Below are 18,418 nucleotides of genomic sequence, written 5' to 3' on the forward strand. Positions count from 1 at the left end.
CCACCCTTCCGCGTTGACTAGACCACATCGGATGACCACCCCCGCCGGCCACTGTTTCCGCGTCCTCGGGCTGCTGTCGGGCACGTCCGTGGACGGGATCGACGTCGCGGTCGCCGAAATCCGCGAAGACGACGGGACCGTCGTCCTCACCCCGCTCGGCGAGCTCGACGTGCCGTATCCCGCCGACCTCCGCGCGGACCTCCTCGACGCGTTCCCGCCGCGGCCGAGCAGCGCGCGGCAGCTGACCGTCCTCGACACCCGGGTCGGCCAGGCGTTCGCGGACGCGGCCGCGCGCGGGATCGCCGCGTACGGGCCGGTGGACGTGATCGCCTCGCTCGGCCAGACCGTCTACCACTGGGTCGAAAACGGCGTCGCGCTCGGCACGCTCCAGCTCGGCCAGCCGGCGTGGATCGCCGAGCGCACCGGCGTGCCGGTGATCGCCGACCTCCGCATCCGCGACATCACCGCGGGCGGTCAGGGCGCGCCGCTGGCGAGCACGCTCGACGCGATGTGGCTGCGCGGCCTCGCCGAGGCCACCGGACGTCCGGTGGCCGCGCTCAACCTCGGCGGCATCGCGAACATCACCGTGGTCACGCAGTCGGACAAGGTGCTCGCGTACGACACCGGCCCGGCCAACGCGCTGCTCGATCTCGCCGCCGCCCACGTCAGCGACGGCAAGCTGTCCGCCGACGTCGACGGACGCCTCGCGCTCGCCGGCTCGGTCCGGAAGGACCTGCTCGACCGGCTGCTCGCCGACCCCTATTTCGCCGCCCCGCCCCCGAAATCCACGGGCAAAGAGCACTTCCACGGCGGATACCTGAACGCAGCCCTGTCCGGACTGCCGTCGTTGTCCGCGGAGGACCTGCTGGCGACGCTCACCGAACTGACCGCCGCGACGGTCGCCGCGGAATGCCGGCGGCACGGCGTCGCAACCGTTGTCGCGTCCGGCGGCGGCGTCGCGAACCCGGCGACCATGGCCGCGCTGGCGCGGCATCTTCCCGAAGGCGCGCTGCGCACCAGCGACGACCTCGGCCTCCCCGGCTCCGGCAAAGAGGCCTACTTGACCGCGCTGCTCGGATGGCTGAGCTGGTGCGGCGTCCCGGCGACGCTGCCCTCGGCCACCGGTGCGAGCGGTCCCCGCCTGCTCGGCGCGCTGACGCCGGGTGCGGCGCCCCTGAATCTCCCCGCCCCGCTGGGGGGCGCCGCGACCCGGCTCCGGGTCGCGGAATCCGGGCAACCACGGTAGGAGAACCCCATGAATCCAGTCGATCTGGTGATCGTCATCGTGTACCTCGCGGCGATGCCGGTCATCGGCGTGCTGGTCGGACGCAGACAGAAGTCCGCGAACGACTACTTCGTCGGCGAGCGCAGCATGCCCTGGTGGGCGGTCACGCTCTCGGTGGTGGCCACCGAGACGTCCACGCTCACCGTCATCTCGACGCCCGGGCTCGTGTTCGGCAGCGCCTTCCTGTTCCTCGAAGTCGCGTTCGGCTACATCATCGGCCGCGTGATCGCCGCGTTCGTGCTGCTGCCGCGCTACTTCCGCGGCAACTACGTGAGCGCGTACGAATTCCTCGGCCGCCGCTTCGGCCGCGGGCTGCAGGGCACCGCGTCGGTCACCTTCGTGGTGACGCGGCTGCTCGCCGAGGGGCTGCGGCTGTTCGCCGGGGCGATCCCGATCAAGGCGATCCTCGGCCACTACGGCATCCACACGGAGTACTGGCACATCGTCGTGCTGCTGACCGCGCTGACCGTGGTCTACGCGTTCGTCGGCGGCATCAAGTCGGTGATCTGGGTGGACGTCATCCAGTGGTCGCTCTACATCCTCGGCGCGATCGGCGCGGTGATCTTCCTGTCCACGAAGCTGCCGTCCGGCTGGACGCAGATCGCTTCGAGCCAGGGCCGGTTCCAGCTCACCGACTTCGCGTCGAACCTGCTCACCAACCCGTACGCGTTCCTCTGCGCGGTAGTCGGCGGCGCGTTCCTGTCGATGGCCTCGCACGGCGCGGACCAGCTGATCGTCGGCCGCCTGCTCTCCTGCCGGAACCTGCGCGACGGCCAGCGCGCGCTGATCGGCTCGTCCATCGTGGTGTTCATCCAGTTCGCGCTGTTCCTGCTCGTCGGAGCGATGCTGTGGGTCTACACCGGCGGCAAGACCGGCGCGACGGCCACCGCGGTCGCGGCCGGGAAGATGTCCGGCGACGACGTGTTCTCCAACTTCATCGTCAACGACCTTCCGGTCGGCCTCGCCGGGCTCTTGATCGCCGGCATCCTCGCCTCGACGATGGGCGCGCTCGCATCCGCGCTCAACGCGCTGTCCACCTCCACGATCGCCGACCTCTACCAGCGGTTCACGCACAAATCGATCGAGGACGCCAAACTGCTCCGGCACGGTCGCATGTGGACACTCATCTGGGCGGCCGTGTTCGCCGTGTTCGCCTCGATGTTCACCAACTCGAAGGACCCGGTGATCCAGCAGGGCCTCGGGATCGTCGGCTACACCTACGGCGCGCTGCTCGGGTCGTTCTTCCTCGGCCTGCTGGTGCGCAAGGCCCGCCAGTCCGACGCGGTGATCGCGTTCGCCTGCTCGGTGGTCGGGATGGCGTTCCTGATCCTGTTCGTGAAATTCGACAAGGCGACCACCGAGGTGCACATCCAGTTCGGCGCGGCGACGAAGACGCTCGTGCCGCTGGCGACCTACTGGTACACCTTCGCCGGCGTGCTGATCACGCTGATCGTGGGCGGGCTGCTGTCGCTGCGGCGGCGCGGTGTGGACCCGAACGTCGAGCAGGTCGAGGAGCCCGCGGAAACCCCTGCCTAGCAAGGGCTTTTCTCTCGCCGGGTTCCCTCGGGAGCCCGGCGAGAGCGCGTTTTACGGCTGCGTGTAGAAGACCATGCCGTCCTTGTCGCAGCCGATCCGGCCGCTGCCCTGCGCGCCGGTGTCGGCCATGCACCGCCAGCCGCTCACGTTCAGCACGTGCGCGGTGCCCTCGGCCTTTTTCGGCGCGTCCTCGAAGTACTGGGTGATCACGTTGATCGCCTCGGTGCAGCCGGGGCGACCGGCCTTGGTCTCGGCGGCGGCCAGGCCGACCTTGCCGTGGGGCGCGTCGATCGGGCCGCAGTCGACCGGAGGGCCGACCGTTTCCCCGGCGTCCGAGCTGCTGTCCTGGGATTCGCCCGGGCTGTGCGTCTTGCTCGACGGCGCTGCTTTGCTGCTCGGCAGGGGGCTCGCCGGCACGGACGTGACAGTGAGCGCGACCGACGGCGGGGACGAGACGGCGGCCGCCGGGTCGCTGCTCCCGCCGCAAGCCGCGAGCAGGGCACCGAACGCGAGAATCGACGCCGTGACAACGGCTTTGGGCACCATCGCGCGCATGAAGAAGTACCTCCCCGGCTCTCGGCCGCCGTTCGGCCGGATTCACTCTATGGGGCCAACGCCGGGTCGGCAGTGTGACAGCGAACGGCCCGGCCTCCCCTCGATGCGGGAAAGCCGGGCCGCCGGCGGAATCGCTTAGTGGATCACGACCTGCCGCACGTGCACGAAGTTCAGGTCGCCGCCCTGCCAGCGGCCAAGGTCGGTCCGGCCGCCGTCCCAGTACAGGGTGACCGAGTTGTTGCCGGAGTCGACCCGGGTGACGCCGCCCAGGTCCACGTACGTCGCGCCGCTGTTGGCGAAGCAGGCGACATCGCTGCCGTCCCACGGGCTTCCGCCCGCGAGGCGCAGCTGGACGAAGTCGGTGCGGCCGTTGCACGCGACCCGGTCGATGGCGAACGCCTGACCGGCCGGAACGGTGACGGCCAGCGCGAGCGCCGCGGCGCCGCCGATCGCGAGTCTCTTGACGAGTGAAGGCATGATCGCTGTGGAACCTTTCTCCCAGTGCTGCCTTGAAGGTGCGCCCGGCTCAACCGCACCGCCGGACAAGACCGACCGTGCCAGCCCCGGACGGCGAGCGGACAGCCGCGGCACCCGCTTCTACCCGTTCGTACCCGGGGCGCGAGAGAAAAGTGCCGCGCTCACACCGCCTTGCCGTGGAACGAAAGCCCCTTGCTGCCGCAGAAAATCTGCTTGCTGCCGCCGTTTCCGCCGTCGTATCCGCAGTTCCAGCCGTCGACGTCGAGGAAACGCCCGGTGCCCTCCGCCTTGGTCGGCGCCTGGACCAGATAGTCGGACATCACGTTGATCGCTTCGGTGCAGCCGACGGTGCCGGCGGGCATCGCCTCGGTCACGACGTCGACCTTGCCCCCGGGGCCGTCGATCGGGCCGCAGTCCGCGCCGTTGCCGAGTTCTCCCTTGCCCGGCAAGCGGTCGCCGGGCTGTTCCTTGGCCGGGGTCGAGTGCGGCTTGGGCTTGCTCTGGTGCGCCGGGGCCTGGGCGGACGGCGTGGGCGTCGCGGAAGAAGTCGGTGCGGCCACGGAAGAAGCGGTCGGCGCGGCCGAGAGCGCAGTCGGCGCGGCTGCGGCCTGCCCGGTCGGCGAGCCGCCGCCGCACGCGGCGACCGCGAGGGCGGCGCCGAGCAGCGAACCGGAAATCAGGGTGCGGGCCACGATGGTGCGCATTGTCGAATCCCCTCCAGGATGTGGTGCTTGCGAACACCCCTGAAGACGCACGGATCCGGCAGCAGTTGGCCGATCGGACAGCAGTCCGGCAAGGCCTGCCCGTTCGGGCAGGATCGGCTGAACGGCGCAACCCCGCTCAGGAAGCCGGGACGGGTTCCTCTTCCGCGGTGCGCAGCCGCTGCGAGATCACCTTCGTGATGCCGTCGCCCTGCATGCTCACGCCGTACAGCGCGTCGGCGATCTCCATCGTCGGCTTCTGGTGCGTGATGATGATCAGCTGCGACGAATCGCGCAACTGCTCCAGCAGGCCGATCAGCCGGCGCATGTTGGTGTCGTCCAGCGCCGCCTCGACCTCGTCCATCACGTAGAAGGGCGAAGGGCGGGCGCGGAAGATCGCCACCAGCATGCCGACCGCCACCAGCGACTTTTCGCCACCGGACAGCAGCGACAGCCGCTTGACCTTCTTGCCCGGCGGGCGCGCCTCGACGTCGACGCCGGTGGCGAGCAGGTCGTTCGGCTCGGTGAGCACCATCCGGCCCTCGCCGCCGGGGAACAGCACGCCGAAGACGGTCTCGAACTCGCGCGCCACGTCGGCGTAGGCCGAGGTGAAGACCTCCAGGATCTTCTCGTCGACCTGCTTGATGACGGCCTCGAGGTCCTTGCGGGTGTCCTTGAGGTCTTCCAGCTGGGTGGAGAGGAACTTGTACCGCTCCTCCAGCGCCGCGAATTCCTCCAGCGCCAGCGGGTTCACCTTGCCCAGCAGGGTCAGGTCCTTCTCCGCGCGCTTGGCGCGGCGGGCCTGGGTGTCGCGGTCGTACGGCATCGGCGGCGGCGGGGTGACGTCCTCGCCGCGCTCCTTGGCCGCCTCGTACTCGGCCATCTCGCCCGCGCTCGGCGGCACCGGCACGTTCGGCCCGTACTCCTCGACCAGGTCCGCCAGCCCGATGCCGAAGTCCTCGGCGATCTTCGCTTCCAGCGTTTCCAGCCGCAGCTTCTGCTCGGCGCGCAGCACCTCGTCGCGGTGGACGGCGTCGGTCAGCTTCTCGAGTTCGCCGGACAGCTCGCGCACCTTCGCGCGCACCGCGGTGAGCGCGGTTTCGCGGGTTTGGCGCTGCGCCTGGGCTTCGTCGCGCTCGGCGGCCGCGCGCTGCACGGACAGTTCGATCCGCTCCAGCGCGAATTCACCGGCGTTGACGACAGCGTTCGCGATTTCCGCGCCACGCTCGCGCGCTTCCCGGGCCTTGGCCGCGCGCTCGCGGGCCTGCTGCTCGGCATAGGCCGCGCGGCGCAACGATTCCGCGCGCCCGGCGATGCTGCGCGCGCGTTCCTCGGCGGTGCGCTGCGCGAGCCGCGCTTCGACTTCTTCCTGCCGCACCACGGCAAGCTGCTCGGCGGCTTCGTCGCGCTCGGCGGTGTCCGGGTCGTCTTCGACGGGCTGCTCGGCGACCGCGGCGAGGCGTTCTTCCAGCTCTGCCAACTGTTCCAGCGCCTGCTCGCGGCTCTGCTCGACCTTCGCACGCTGCTGGGTCAGCCGCTCGACCTCGGCCTGCGCGGACCGCGCCGCCTGCTGCAACCGGTTGAGCCGCTCGGAGGAACGGGCCTTGCGCACCTTGGCTTCGCCCAGCGCGTCCTTCGCCTGCCCGACCTCTTCGCGCCGGGACCGCTGCTCGGCGCGTGCGCCTTCCAGTTCGGCGGAGTACTGCTCCAGCGCGCGTTCGGCCGTACGCAAGCGTTCCTGCGCCTCGTCGACCGCTGCCTGGACCTCGATCACGCTCTCACGAGCGGCGGAACCACCGGCGATCCAGTCGGCCCCGAAGACATCGCCCTCGGCGGTGACCGCCCGCACCTGCGGGTGCTGCGCCACGAGCTGGCGCGCGCTTTCCAGATCCGGCACCAGCGCGAGCCGGTCCAGCGCCTTCTCGACCGCGGGACGCAGCTGCTCCGGCGCGCTGACGACCTCGCGAGCCCAGCGGGCGCCCTCGGGCAGCGGCGGCCACGAGCTGATGTCCACAGTGGACCCAGCACCGGCCGGCACGATCCCGGCGCGGCCGGAATCGGTTTCCTTCAAGTACTTCAGCGCGGACAGCGCGTTCTCGCCGCCGGACACCGCGACCGCGTCGGCCACCGGTCCGAGCGCGGCGGCCAGCGCGACCTCGTGCCCCGGCTGCACGGTCAGCAACGCGGCGACCGAACCGAGCAGGCCCGGCAATTCCGCGGACGCGCCGAGCAGCGCACCCGCGCCGTCCTTGCGCTTGAGCCCCATCGACAGGGCCTCGACGCGGGCCTTCTCCGACGCGATCTCGCGCTCGGAACCGCGCTCGGCCTTCACCAGTTCTTCGACGCGAGCCTTGGCGGCGTTGTTCGCCTCCACCGCGCGGTCGTGGCGCTGCTGCAGCTCGGCGTCGTCGGATTCCTCCGTGCCGCCAACGGCTTTGGCTTCTTCCAGCTCCTCGACCGCGATTTCCGCGCGCTCGGCCGCTTCCTGCAGCCCGACGGTGAGCCGGTCGACCTCTTCCGCGGTCGCGCCGTTCTTGCTGCGCAACGCTTCGACCTGACCGGTCAGCTTCGCCATGCCCTCGCGACGGTCGGCGATCGCCCGGACCGCGGCCCAGTGCGCGCGCTCCGCGGCCTGCACCCGCTGTTCGAGATCTTCCCGGCGCAGCACGGTTTCCGCGAGAAGTTCGCGGGCCTCCATGACCGCTTCGGTCAGCTCCTGCTCGCGCTCGGCGGCCTGTTCCGCCTCGGCGAGCAGTTCCTCCGGGTCACGGCCGCCGGTGGGCGCGGAGACGTCGGAAGAAAGGTGCCGCTGCCGTTCGACGGCCAGCCGTACGGTGCCGCGCAACCGCTCGGTGAGCGCGGACAGCTTGTACCAAGTCTCCTGCGCGATCTGCAGCCGCGGCGCGTCCTCGGCGAGCGAAGCCTCCAGCTCGGTTTCTTCCGCGGACACGATTTCCAACGCCTGCTCGACCTCGGCGCGGCGCTGGCGGGCGGTGCGCTCGTCGGCTTCGTCCCGCTGGATGGACTCGCGCTGGGTGACCAGGTCGTCGGCGAGCAGCCGGAGCCGGGCGTCGCGCAGGTCGGACTGCACCGACTGGGCCTTGCGGGCGATCTCGGCCTGTTTGCCCAGCGGTTTGAGCTGGCGGCGCAGTTCGGTGGTGAGGTCGGTGAGCCGGTCGAGGTTGCCCTGCATGTTGTTGAGCTTGCGCAGGGTCTGCTCTTTGCGCTTGCGGTGCTTGAGGACGCCCGCGGCCTCCTCGATGAACGCGCGCCGCTCCTCGGGCTTGGATTCCAGGATCGCCGACAGCTGGCCCTGCCCGACGATGACGTGCATCTCGCGGCCGATGCCGGAGTCCGACAGCAGTTCCTGGACGTCCATCAGCCGGCATCGGTCGCCGTTGATCTCGTACTCGCTCGCGCCGTCGCGGAACATCCGGCGGGTGATGGAGACCTCGGCGTACTCGATCGGCAGCGCGCCGTCGGCGTTGTCGATGGTGAGCGTGACCTCGGCGCGGCCGAGCGGGGCGCGTCCCGCGGTGCCGGCGAAGATGACGTCTTCCATCTTGCCGCCGCGCAGGTCCTTCGCGCCCTGGGTGCCCATGACCCAGCGCAGCGCGTCGAGGACGTTCGACTTTCCGGAGCCGTTCGGGCCGACCACGCAGGTGATGCCGGGTTCGAAGCGCAGCGTGGTCGCCGAGGCGAAGGACTTGAAGCCCTTGAGCGTCAGGCTTTTCAGGTGCACGTGCTGCCGACCCCTCTTGGCCACGGGTACTGGATGGCTACCGGTTCCCCCGGTTCGGGACAGGCTACCCGGGGGTTCTCCGGCGCCGTGGGAGGCCGGGCCGCCCGGGCGCGCCTAGCACAGGACCGACCGCCCCGGCAACCCCAGGCACCCCGTCAGCCGCAGCCGCCCCACCCGCCTCAGCGTTCGGCGAACCCGTCCAGCCCGCCCTTGGCGGCGGTCCAGCGTTCAACTACCTGATCCACTCTTCCGGGTGAGGTTCCGGAGCGCAGCGCGCTCAGCAACTGCGCACAGTTGCCCCGGCTACCCTCCGCGACCACCTCGACACGCCCGTCCGGGAGATTCCTGGCGAATCCGGTCAGCCCGAGTTCCAGCGCCCGGCTCCGGGTCCACCAGCGAAAACCGACACCCTGCACCTGCCCGTGCACCCAGGCGGCCAGCCGGACGGGCGATTCCTGCTCGTTCACCGGCCCCATCCTGCCGCACACCCCCGGCTGCGGACGGTGACGGCCCCGTCCCTCGGTCGCGCGAACGGGTGCTGAGCAGTGATAACCTCCCGCCTGGCATCCGGGGCCGGAGCCCCGCTCCCCCGTTGCCGCCCCTCGACTTGAGCGTTGACCCCTTCTAAGGAGCCTGCATGTCCCGTCCCGACGGGCCTGAACCAAGCTCAGCGTCGCCCGAGATCGCGGTGAGCGCTGCCCCCACCGCTCCGCCGAAGGGCGCAAGCGGGAGGCTGAGCCGCTCCGGCTACGCGATCCTGGGCGTCAGCGGCCTCGTGGTCGCGACGGCCTTCGCCGCGGTCGCCGAACTCGCCGGCCCCGGCTCGGTCACCGACACCGCGACGAACACCACCGGCGGCGGCCAAGGCGGACTGCAGGGCAGCTCCCAGGTAGTCGTGCCGGGCAACGCCGTCCCCGGCGGCCCGATGACCGTCCCCGGCTCGCCGACCCCCGGCCAGACCTCCCCGCCGACCCCGACCACGGTGGTGGCCGTGGGCCCGGACGGGAAGCCGACGACGAGCGTGATCACTCCTCCGCCGAACGCCGGTCAGCCTGGCGGACAGCCGGGTGGCGGGCAACCGGTGCCGGGCCCTGGCGGGAACCCGGGCAGTTCCTCGAGCACGCCGCGCAGCGACACACCGACCACGAAGACCGTCACGCCGCCTCCGGACACGACAACGCCCCCGGACAGCAGCACGACGCCGACGCCGTCCGACAGCTCGTCGCCGAAGCCCCCGCCGGGCAGCAGCTCCACCGGCGGCAGCACCTCGTCGACGCCGAGTGCGTCCACTTCGGACACCAACCCGTCGAGTTCCACCAGCCGCTGAGGTCCGTGAAGGCTCCTGCTGCGGCAACCCGCTTCTAATCTGCGCTGCAAAGCCCCCATTCTTCGATGGGGGCTTTGTGCTTTGCCCGTCTGGCTACGAAGAGTGGCCGCTGCCAAGATGTGCGGCATGGGTTCGAACTGGTCCTGGACGTTGGCGCTGCCTGAAGGATCGTTGACCACTGGCACTGTCGAGCAGATTCTCGAACAGGCGGAAACCGCTGGCCTGTCCCCGATCCGGCCGGGCGGCGGATGCAACGGATTCGACAACGCTCCCGGGCACGAGGGCGAGCACCGCGTGGTCGACCGCGACGAGATGGTCCGTGGCCTGGTCACCGGCTCCTGGGCCACCAATCTGTGGACCGGATCCGAGACGGACATCGGGCTGAACAGCCGCCCGGGCCGCGGACGAGGCTGGGACCAGGTGCGCCTGGACCTCGATTCGGTCCACAGCTGCCGGGAGCCGTCGCCGCGGGCCCAGCCGTTCCGGGACTTGCACCGTCTCCTCACCGGCCTGTGGCTGGCCGTCGCAGCCCGAACGGGCGCGTTCTTCGGCCGCGTCGAAGACGAGTGGTCCCTGACGCAGATCTGGGCCGAGCTGACCGATCCGTTGTCCGACGCCCCACCACCAGTTGGCGTCTGGCCGCGGCGGCTGGGCTGGTGGACCTACTTCGACGCCGACCGCTACCGGCTGCTGCCGACCGTGCCGACGGCACTGGAGTCCAGCGTCCGCCGGATTCCCGAGGGCGCGGCGGTGATCGAACTGCTGACCGACCCCGCGGCAGTCGACCCGGTGCGATTCAGCGATCTCCACCACGACTACTGGCGCGGGATCAGAGCTCGAAGCGGTAACCCATCCCGGGTTCGGTGAGCAAGTGCCGCGGCCGTGAAGGCTCCGGCTCCAGCTTCCGCCGCAATTGCGCCAGATACACCCGCAGATAATGGGATTCCGTCTCATACGACGGTCCCCACACCTCGTGCAGCAGCTGTTTCTGCGCCACCAGCCGGCCGCGGTTGCGGACCAGCAGTTCCAGCACTCCCCATTCCGTCTTGGTCAGGTGCACCTCGCGTCCCTCGCGCAGCACCTTCTTCGCGGCCAGGTCGATCGTGAACGAGCCGGTGTCCACCACCGCTTCCGCGCCGTCCGTGCCGCCGACCGACGAGCGGCGGACCGCGGCTCGCAGGCGGGCCAGGAGTTCGTCCATGCCGAACGGTTTGGTGACGTAATCGTCCGCACCGGCGTCCAGTGCCTGGACCTTGTCCGCCGAATCACCGCGCGCGGACAGCACAATGATCGGCACCGTCGTCCAGCCACGCAGGCCTGCGATCACCTCGGTGCCATCGAGATCAGGCAGGCCGAGATCGAGCACCACCACGTCGGGTTTCGTTTCGGCGACCGCTTTCAGCGCAGCGGTCCCGTCGTGTGCGGTGATCACTTTGTACCCGCGTGCGTTGAGGTTGATCCGCAACGCCCGCACGATCTGCGGTTCATCGTCGACGACCAGTACCGTCGCCGCTGGATCGGCAGTCATCGCGCCACCCCCTCCTCCGCCGGTTCGGCTTCCACGAGTTCCCGGCCGGTACAGGCCGGCAGCGAGATCACCACCGTCAACCCTCCACCAGGAGTGTCCTCCGCGCGAACGGTACCGCCCATCGCCTCGGTGAACCCCTTCGCGACCGACAAGCCGAGCCCGACGCCCGGCGTCGAGTCCCGGTCGCCGCCCAGCCGCTGGAACGGCGCGAACGCGGACTCCGCGGTCCCCTTCCGCAGACCCTTTCCATGGTCGACGATCCGCAGTTCCACGAATTCCGAATGTGCGCTCGCCCGCGCGGAAACGTCGCCGCCGCCGTGTCGGAGAGCGTTGTCGAGCACGTTCGCGATCACTCGTTCCAGCAGGCCGGGATCCGCTTGCACCGAAGGCAATCGCGCGTCCACCGATACCTGCACTTGCTGCGAATTGTCCACATTGGACAGTGCATGCGCGACCACTTCGTCGTAGCCGACCGGCCTCAGGTGCGGGGTGACCGCTCCGGTCGCCAGCCGCGACGAGTCGAGGAGGTTGTCGATCAGCCCGGCGAGCCGGTCCGCGGAAAGCTCCACGGCTTCCATCAGTTCCTCAGTGTCCTCATCGGACAGCGAAAGATCCGGCGCGCGCAGGCTGCCGATCGCCGCCTTGATGGACGTGAGCGGCGTCCGCAGGTCATGTCCGACCGCGGACAGCAGCGTCGTGCGCAATTCCGTCGCCTCGGCCTTGCGTTCGGCGGCCGCCGCAGCCGCTGCCATACGCTGCTGCCGCAAGGCGAGCAACGCTTGTCCTGCAACGGCTTCCAGCACCCGGCGGTCCGCCGCGGGCAATGCGCGACCGCGCAATGTCAGGTGGACGTCAGCGGTCACCGCAATGTCCACATCGGCCTCATCCGGATCCGCACACGGCTCCCCGCCGGACAGCGCGACCTTGTCCCACTTGCCATTGCGTTTCTCCAGCAGCGTCACGGAAGTGAGGCCGAAGTTCTCTCGTACCTTCTCCAGCAACCGCTCGATCGGGTTCGGATTGGTCAACACCGTTCGCGCATAAGACGCCAACAACGACGCCTCCGTGCGAGCCCGCGCCGCCGCCACGCCCCGCCGGGCGGCGGAAGCGACGACCAGCGCCACCATCACCGCCACCACGATCATCACGATCAGCGTCACGACATTCTGCGGACTGTGCACATTCAGCGTGTACAGCGGCGGCGTGAAGAAGAAATTCAGCAGCCCGGCCCCGAAAATCGCGGCCACCAGCGCCGGACCGAGCCCGCCCACCAACGCGACGATGACGGTGGCCAGCACGTAAAGGATCACATCGGTGGAGAACTCGACCGCGTCGCGCAGCAGCACGCCGAGGCCGGTCGCGATGACCGGTGCCACGATGCTCAGCACCCAGCCCAGCACGAGCCGCGACGGGGCCAGCGGGCTCGTGCCCAGCCGCGCCCGCAGCCGTCCGCCGGCGTAGGAGTGCGTGACCATGTGCACGTCGATCGGCCCGGACTGCTGCACCACGGTCGCGCCGATCCCCTGGTCGAAAAGCCGCGCGATTCGTGACCGCCGCGAGGTGCCGATGACCAGCTGCGTCGCGTTGACCCCGCGCGCGAAATCGAGCAGCGCCGTCGGCACGTCGTCGCCGACCACCGCGTGGAACGTCGCGCCGACCTCCTCGGCCAGCGTGCGGCAGCGGGCCATCGCGGTCGGCCCGAGCCCGGCCAGGCCGTCGCCGCGCAGGATGTGCACGACCTGCAGTTCCGCGCCCGCCCGGGTGGCGATCCGGCTGGCGCGCCGGATCAGCGTCTCGCTTTCCGGACCGCCGGTGATCGACACGACCACCCGTTCGCGCGTTTCCCACGTATCGGTGATCTTCTGCTCGGCGCGATAACGCTGCAGCGCGACGTCGACCTGGTCGGCCACCCACAGCAGCGCCAGCTCGCGCAAAGCGGTGAGATTGCCGGGCCGGAAGTAATTGCCCAGCGCGGCGTCGATGCGCTCGGCCGGGTAGACGTTGCCGTGCGCGAGCCGCCGCCGCAGCGCCTCCGGCGTGATGTCCACCAGCTCCAGCTGCTCCGCGCGGCGCACGACCTCGTCCGGCACGGTTTCCTGCTGGGTGACGCCGGTGATGCGCTCGACGACGTCGTTGAGGCTCTGCAGGTGCTGCACGTTGACCGTGGACAGCACGTCGATGCCCGCGTCGAGCAGCTCGTCGATGTCCTGCCAGCGCTTCTCGTGCCGCCCGCCGGGCACGTTCGTGTGCGCCAGCTCGTCCACGACGACGACCTCGGGCGCGCGGGCGAGCACCGCGTCGAGGTCCATCTCGGCGAACTCGTGCCCGCGATGGCTGACCGTGCGCCGAGGCACGACCTCCAGCCCGTCGAGCAGGTCGGCGGTCTTCTCGCGGCCGTGCGTTTCGACCAGGCCGACGACCACGTCCGTGCCGCGGTCCAGCCGACGGCGGGCTTCGCCGAGCATGGCGAAGGTCTTGCCGACGCCCGGAGCCGCGCCGAGGTAGATGCGCAGCTCGCCTCGGCGCGGCTTCGGGGGTGTGTCAGGGGTGCTCACTGTGTCAGTGTGCGCCAGGAGCGGCCGAATGCACGGCAAGGTTGAGCCGGAGCACATTCACGCCCGGCACCCCGATCCCGTTGCCGCTCGTGTTGTCCGCGACCAGCTGCCGCACCTTCTCCTCGCTCAACCCGGTGTTGCGGGCCACGCGAAGCACCTGGAGATCGGCGTACGCGACGCTGATCGCCGGGTCGAGGCCCGAGCCCGAAGCGGTCACCGCGTCCGCGGGCACCTCCGCCGGGGTGACGCCCTCGCGTTGGGCGATCAGCGCCCGCCGCTGCGCGATGGCTTTGGTCAGATCCTCGTTGTACGGCCCCTTGTTGGACGGCCCCGACGTCGACGGGTCGCCCGGCCCGAGCACGTCCTTCGAACCGGCCGAGGGCCGGTTGTGGAACCACGGGTCGCGCGCGGGGTCGGCGGCGACCGGGTCGATCCCGATCAGCGACGAGCCGACGGCCTGGCCGTGCAGCGTCACCACCGAACCCTCCGCGTGCCCCTGGAGGCCGGGGACGCGGGACACCGCCCACACGCCCAGCGGGTAACCGATGCCGAGCAGCACGGTCATCGCGAGGAGCAGGCGCAGGCCCGCCCAGGTCTGCTTGAGCAAGACGTTCATGTCAGCCAATCCCTGGAATGTGGCGCACGATCAGGTCGATCACCCAGATCCCGAGGAACGGGCTGACGATCCCGCCGAGGCCGTAGACGAGCAGGTTGCGGCGCAGCAGCGCGGACGCCGACGACGGCCGGTACCGCACGCCGCGCAGGGCGAGCGGGATCAGCGCGACGATGATCAGCGCGTTGAAGATCACCGCGGAGAGGATCGCCGACTTCGGCGTCGCCAGGTGCATGATGTTGAGCGCGCCGAGCTGGGCGAAGATGCCGGTGAACATCGCGGGCAGGATGGCGAAGTACTTCGCCAGGTCGTTCGCCACGCTGAACGTGGTGAGCGCGCCGCGGGTGATCAGCAGCTGTTTGCCGATGCCGACGATCTCGATCAGCTTCGTCGGGTTCGAGTCGAGGTCGACCATGTTCCCGGCCTCCTTGGCCGCCATGGTCCCGGTGTTCATCGCCACGCCGACGTCGGACTGTGCGAGCGCGGGCGCGTCGTTCGTGCCGTCGCCGGTCATCGCGACGAGCCGCCCGCCCTCCTGTTCCTTCTTGATGAGCGCCATCTTGTCCTCGGGCTTGGCCTCGGCGAGGTAGTCGTCGACGCCCGCGTCCTCGGCGATCGCGCGCGCGGTGAGCGGGTTGTCGCCGGTGATCATCACCGTCTTGATGCCCATCGAGCGCAGTTCCTCGAACCGCTCCTTCATGCCCGGCTTCACCACGTCCGACAGCCGGATGACCCCGCGCACGAACGCCGTCCCGTTCGCCGCTTCCGCGACCACCAGCGGGGTTCCGCCCTGCTGGCTGATCTCGTCCACGACGCGTTCGGTCTCGTCCGGAACGTCGCCGCCGCGGTCGCGCACCCACTGGCGCACCGCCGAGGTCGCGCCCTTGCGCACCTCGCGGCCGTCCAGGTCGACGCCGCTCATCCGGGTCTGGGCGGTGAACGGAACGAACTCGGCGAGCTTCTCGCTGTCGTCCGCCGCGCCCGGAAGCCCGTGCTGCTCGGCGATCAGCTCGACGATGCTGCGTCCTTCCGGCGTGCTGTCGGCGAGGCTGGAGAGCCGGGCCGCGCGCGCCAGATCGTCCATAGTGGACTTCCCGACCGGGATCAGCTCGGTCGCGCGCCGGTTGCCGAAGGTGATCGTTCCGGTCTTGTCGAGCAGCAGCGTCGAGACGTCTCCGGCGGCTTCGACCGCTCGACCGGAGGTGGCGAGGACGTTGCGCTGCACCAGCCGGTCCATTCCGGCGATGCCGATCGCGCTCAGCAGCGCGCCGATCGTGGTCGGAATCAGGCAGACCAGCAGCGCGCTCAGCACGATCACCGACTGCTGGCTGCCGGAGTACGCGGCCATCGGCTGCAGCGCCACGACGGCGAGCAGGAAGATGATGGTCAGCGTCGACAGCAGGATGGTCAGCGCGATCTCGTTCGGCGTCTTCTGCCGGGAAGCGCCTTCCACCAACGCGATCATCCGGTCCACAAAGGACTCGCCGGGCTTGGTGCTGATCCGCACGACGATCCGGTCGCTCAGCACCGTGGTGCCGCCGGTGACCGCCGAACGGTCGCCGCCGGACTCGCGGATCACCGGGGCCGACTCGCCGGTGATGGCCGATTCGTCGACCGTGGCGATGCCTTCGACGACGTCGCCGTCGCCCGGGATCACCTCCCCGGCCTCGACCACCACGCGGTCGCCGACCCGCAGGTCCACCCCGGGCACCTGCTCCTCGGAACCGTCCTCGGTGAGCCGCCGCGCGACGGTCTCTTTTTTGGTCCGCCGCAACGATTCCGCCTGCGCTTTGCCGCGTCCTTCGGCGACGGCCTCGGCCAGGTTCGCGAACACGACGGTGAACCACAGCCACACCGCGATGAGGATCGAGAACACGCTCGGGTCGGTGACCGCGAAGACGGTGGTCAGGACCGAACCGGCCCACACCACGAACATCACCGGGTTCTTGAGCTGGTGGCGCGGGTTCAGCTTGCGCAGCGCGTCCGGCATGGACGACCACAGCTGCTTCGGGCTGAAAACCCCGGCACCGACGCGTCCAGCGTTTTCTACGTGATGCTGCGTCTCCTCTTCGGGAGTCCGCTCTTGGGTGATGGTCATGCCAATGCCTCTGCAATCGGCCCCAGCGCGAGCGCCGGGATGAACGTGAGGGCCGCGACGAGGACGACGGTGCCGGTCAGCAACGTCCCGAACAGCGGCCCAGTGGTGGGCAGCGTGCCCGAGGTTTCGGGAACTTTCTTCTGCGAGGCAAGCGAACCCGCCAGGCAGAGCACCGCGACGATGGGCACGAACCGGCCGATCAGCATGGCCACCGACAGCGACGCCTGGAACCAGTCGCTGGTCGCGGTGAGACCGCCGAACGCGCTGCCGTTGTTGTTGCCCGCGGACGTGTAGCCGTAAAGGACTTCCGACAGTCCGTGCGGGCCCGAGTTGCCGAGCGCGTCCCGGGCGCCCGGCAGCAGCAGGGCGATTCCGGAGCCGAGCAGGACCACAGTGGGCATCGCCAGCATCGAGATCGCCGCGCAGGTGACCTCGCGCTTGCCGAGCTTCTTGCCCAGGTATTCCGGCGTTCGCCCGACCATCAGCCCGGCCAGGAACATCGCGATCACGGCCATGACGAGGATCCCGTACAGCCCGGTGCCGACGCCGCCCGGCGAAACCTCGCCGAAGAGCATGTTCAGCAGCGTGCCCCCGCCGCCGAGGCCGGACAGGCTGTCGTGCGCCCCGTTGACCGCGCCGGTCGACGTGCCGGTGGTGGTGTCGGCGAACAGCGACGTGCCGCCGATGCCGAACCGCTGTTCCTTGCCCTCGAGATTCGCTCCCGCGGCCAGCGCCGACGGGCTGTTCGTGCGCGCCTCGGACGTCCAGATCACCGCGAGCATCGCCGTCCACAGACCGGCCATCACCGACAGCAGGACGTAGCCCTGCTTGCGGTTGCCGACCAGCTGCCCGAAGGCGCGGGTCAGGCAGACCGGGATCACGAGGATCAGGAACATCTCGATGACGTTGGTCCAGACGTTCGGGTTCTCGAACGGATGCGCGGAGTTGGCGTTGAAGATGCCGCCGCCGTTCGTGCCGAGTTCCTTGATCGCTTCCTGGCTCGCCGCCGGGGCCAGCGCGATCGTGCTGCTGGAGCCGTCCGGGTTCGTCACCGGGACGCCGGACCGCAGGCTCTGCACGACGCCGAGCGCGACGAGGACGAGCGCGAACACGAATGCCATCGGAAGCAGCACGCGGATCGTGCCGCGGGTCAGGTCGACCCAGAAGTTGCCGAGCCGGTCGGTGCGCGAGCGGACGAACCCGCGCGTCACCGCGATCGCCACGGCGAGCCCGACGCCCGCGGAGAGGAAGTTCTGCACGGTGAGCCCGGCCATCTGGACGAAGTGGCCCATGGTCGACTCGGGCGTGTAGGACTGCCAGTTCGTGTTGGTCACGAAGGAAACCGCGGTGTTGAACGCGATGGCGGGCGAAACCGGCCCGCGGTCGAAGTTCCACGGCAGGATCGACTGCAGGCGCTGCAGCAGGTACAGCAGGATCACCGAGACGAACGAGAAGCCGAGCACGCCCGAGGCGTAGGTCTTCCAGTGCTGTTCGGTGTTCGGGTCGACCCGCACGATCTTGTACAGGGTCCTCTCGATCCGCAGGTGCTTCTCGGTGGAGAAGACGCGGGCGAGGTAGTCGCCGAGGGGTTGGTAGACCACCGCGAGGGCGACCAGGAGCACGCCGGCTTGCAGGAAGCCGGCCGCGACGTCACTCATCTCAGAATTTCTCCGGCCTCACGAGGGCGACGAACAGGTAGCCGAGGAGGCCAAGCGCCAGCAGTCCGCCGACGATGTTGGCCACGGTGCCCGCGCCGCTCACAGCTTCTCCAGCCCGCGCAGGACACCGGCGAGCACCGCGAAAACGCCGATGAGCAATAGGGCGTACAGCAAATCCGCCACGAGGCACCTCTCAGGAAGGGTCACCCGGCACGGGCGACCGTCGGTCGAGAGCCACTGTGCGGTCGTCGCGGAGGGTGAGCACCCGCGTCTGACGCCTCCTTGACGCCGCGACCTGGGGGCGTTTACGCGATCTTGACGGCCGGTGACCCGGGCCACTGCG

The 18,418-nt window shown here is 69.9% G+C and carries 16 protein-coding genes; 3 read left to right on the forward strand and 13 right to left on the reverse strand.

The window, feature by feature from the left end; translation table 11 throughout:
* Positions 1-31 precede the first annotated feature (31 nt).
* Together DMP23_RS24525 and DMP23_RS24530 are read left to right on the forward strand one after the other, a co-directional pair.
* On the forward strand, positions 32-1,246 hold the full coding sequence (locus DMP23_RS24525; protein ID WP_337822634.1) for an anhydro-N-acetylmuramic acid kinase: 1,215 nt from the start codon (positions 32-34) through the stop codon (positions 1,244-1,246).
* Between the two features lie 9 nt (positions 1,247-1,255).
* Positions 1,256-2,821 carry a sodium:solute symporter gene (locus tag DMP23_RS24530; protein WP_337822635.1) on the forward strand — a complete coding sequence of 522 codons (1,566 nt, stop codon included), beginning with the start codon at positions 1,256-1,258 and terminating at the stop codon, positions 2,819-2,821.
* Between the two features lie 51 nt (positions 2,822-2,872).
* Here the strand turns inward: DMP23_RS24530 and DMP23_RS24535 are convergent, their stop codons facing one another.
* The 7 genes from DMP23_RS24535 to DMP23_RS24565 form a co-directional block, all read right to left on the reverse strand.
* Positions 2,873-3,376, reverse strand: a complete 504-nt coding sequence (locus DMP23_RS24535; protein WP_337822636.1) for a hypothetical protein — start codon at positions 3,374-3,376, stop codon at positions 2,873-2,875.
* 135 nt (positions 3,377-3,511) lie between these two features.
* On the reverse strand, positions 3,512-3,853 hold the full coding sequence (locus tag DMP23_RS24540) for a beta/gamma crystallin domain-containing protein (RefSeq protein ID WP_134668037.1): 342 nt from the start codon (positions 3,851-3,853) through the stop codon (positions 3,512-3,514).
* 161 nt (positions 3,854-4,014) lie between these two features.
* Positions 4,015-4,557 (reverse strand): hypothetical protein, encoded by a 543-nt coding sequence (locus DMP23_RS24545; protein ID WP_337822637.1) that lies wholly within the window; start codon positions 4,555-4,557, stop codon positions 4,015-4,017.
* Positions 4,558-4,693: 136 nt separating this feature from the next.
* Complete coding sequence (smc, locus tag DMP23_RS24550) at positions 4,694-8,296, reverse strand: chromosome segregation protein SMC (RefSeq protein WP_336160369.1); 3,603 nt, start codon at positions 8,294-8,296, stop codon at positions 4,694-4,696.
* Positions 8,297-8,475: 179 nt separating this feature from the next.
* On the reverse strand, positions 8,476-8,772 hold the full coding sequence (locus tag DMP23_RS24555; protein WP_063697666.1) for an acylphosphatase: 297 nt from the start codon (positions 8,770-8,772) through the stop codon (positions 8,476-8,478).
* Positions 8,773-9,043: 271 nt separating this feature from the next.
* Positions 9,044-9,325, reverse strand: coding sequence for a hypothetical protein (locus DMP23_RS24560; RefSeq protein WP_078870323.1), 282 nt, complete (start codon positions 9,323-9,325; stop codon positions 9,044-9,046).
* An 18-nt stretch (positions 9,326-9,343) separates the two neighbouring features.
* Positions 9,344-9,613, reverse strand: coding sequence for a hypothetical protein (locus DMP23_RS24565; RefSeq protein ID WP_337822638.1), 270 nt, complete (start codon positions 9,611-9,613; stop codon positions 9,344-9,346).
* A 181-nt stretch (positions 9,614-9,794) separates the two neighbouring features.
* On the opposite strand from DMP23_RS24565, the gene DMP23_RS24570 reads away from it, so the two are divergent.
* On the forward strand, positions 9,795-10,490 hold the full coding sequence (locus DMP23_RS24570; protein WP_337822639.1) for a hypothetical protein: 696 nt from the start codon (positions 9,795-9,797) through the stop codon (positions 10,488-10,490).
* Here DMP23_RS24570 and DMP23_RS24575 read toward each other — a convergent pair.
* From DMP23_RS24575 to kdpF, 6 genes are read right to left on the reverse strand one after another with little or no spacing between them, the layout of a single operon-like run.
* Entirely contained in the window at positions 10,453-11,151 is a 699-nt protein-coding gene (locus DMP23_RS24575) for a response regulator (RefSeq protein WP_134727891.1), read from the reverse strand. The two genes, DMP23_RS24570 and DMP23_RS24575, sit on opposite strands and share 38 nt — an antisense overlap.
* Positions 11,148-13,706, reverse strand: coding sequence for a DUF4118 domain-containing protein (locus DMP23_RS24580; protein WP_238607842.1), 2,559 nt, complete (start codon positions 13,704-13,706; stop codon positions 11,148-11,150). Before DMP23_RS24580 ends, DMP23_RS24575 begins: the two co-directional genes overlap by 4 nt.
* Positions 13,707-13,710: 4 nt before the next feature.
* Entirely contained in the window at positions 13,711-14,322 is a 612-nt protein-coding gene (locus DMP23_RS24585) for a potassium-transporting ATPase subunit C (protein ID WP_134668034.1), read from the reverse strand.
* Position 14,323: 1 nt separating this feature from the next.
* Entirely contained in the window at positions 14,324-16,417 is a 2,094-nt protein-coding gene (kdpB, locus tag DMP23_RS24590) for a potassium-transporting ATPase subunit KdpB (RefSeq protein ID WP_337822640.1), read from the reverse strand.
* The gene (gene kdpA, locus DMP23_RS24595; RefSeq protein ID WP_337822641.1) at positions 16,414-18,075 is read right to left on the reverse strand and encodes a potassium-transporting ATPase subunit KdpA; all 1,662 of its coding nucleotides are present in this window, start codon (positions 18,073-18,075) and stop codon (positions 16,414-16,416) included. The genes kdpB and kdpA overlap by 4 nt, the downstream gene beginning before the upstream one ends.
* Before the next feature lies 1 nt (position 18,076).
* Complete coding sequence (gene kdpF, locus DMP23_RS24600) at positions 18,077-18,178, reverse strand: K(+)-transporting ATPase subunit F (RefSeq protein WP_037358287.1); 102 nt, start codon at positions 18,176-18,178, stop codon at positions 18,077-18,079.
* Positions 18,179-18,418: the final 240 nt, after the last annotated feature.

Origin of the sequence: Amycolatopsis sp. A1MSW2902 (assembly GCF_017312175.1) — a bacterium.
In the GTDB taxonomy this organism is placed as follows: Bacteria; Actinomycetota; Actinomycetes; order Mycobacteriales; family Pseudonocardiaceae; genus Amycolatopsis; species Amycolatopsis nivea.

What these genes read in the sequence shown, in the direction of transcription:
- DMP23_RS24525 (WP_337822634.1), top strand. Translation starts at nt 32, where the DNA reads ATGACCACCCCCGCCGGCCACTGTTTCCGCGTCCTCGGGCTGCTGTCG.
- DMP23_RS24530 (WP_337822635.1), top strand. Translation starts at nt 1,256, where the DNA reads ATGAATCCAGTCGATCTGGTGATCGTCATCGTGTACCTCGCGGCGATG.
- DMP23_RS24535 (WP_337822636.1), bottom strand. Translation starts at nt 3,376, where the DNA reads ATGCGCGCGATGGTGCCCAAAGCCGTTGTCACGGCGTCGATTCTCGCG.
- DMP23_RS24540 (WP_134668037.1), bottom strand. Translation starts at nt 3,853, where the DNA reads ATGCCTTCACTCGTCAAGAGACTCGCGATCGGCGGCGCCGCGGCGCTC.
- DMP23_RS24545 (WP_337822637.1), bottom strand. Translation starts at nt 4,557, where the DNA reads ATGCGCACCATCGTGGCCCGCACCCTGATTTCCGGTTCGCTGCTCGGC.
- DMP23_RS24555 (WP_063697666.1), bottom strand. Translation starts at nt 8,772, where the DNA reads ATGGGGCCGGTGAACGAGCAGGAATCGCCCGTCCGGCTGGCCGCCTGG.
- DMP23_RS24575 (WP_134727891.1), bottom strand. Translation starts at nt 11,151, where the DNA reads ATGACTGCCGATCCAGCGGCGACGGTACTGGTCGTCGACGATGAACCG.
- DMP23_RS24585 (WP_134668034.1), bottom strand. Translation starts at nt 14,322, where the DNA reads ATGAACGTCTTGCTCAAGCAGACCTGGGCGGGCCTGCGCCTGCTCCTC.
- kdpB (WP_337822640.1), bottom strand. Translation starts at nt 16,417, where the DNA reads ATGACCATCACCCAAGAGCGGACTCCCGAAGAGGAGACGCAGCATCAC.
- kdpA (WP_337822641.1), bottom strand. Translation starts at nt 18,075, where the DNA reads ATGAGTGACGTCGCGGCCGGCTTCCTGCAAGCCGGCGTGCTCCTGGTC.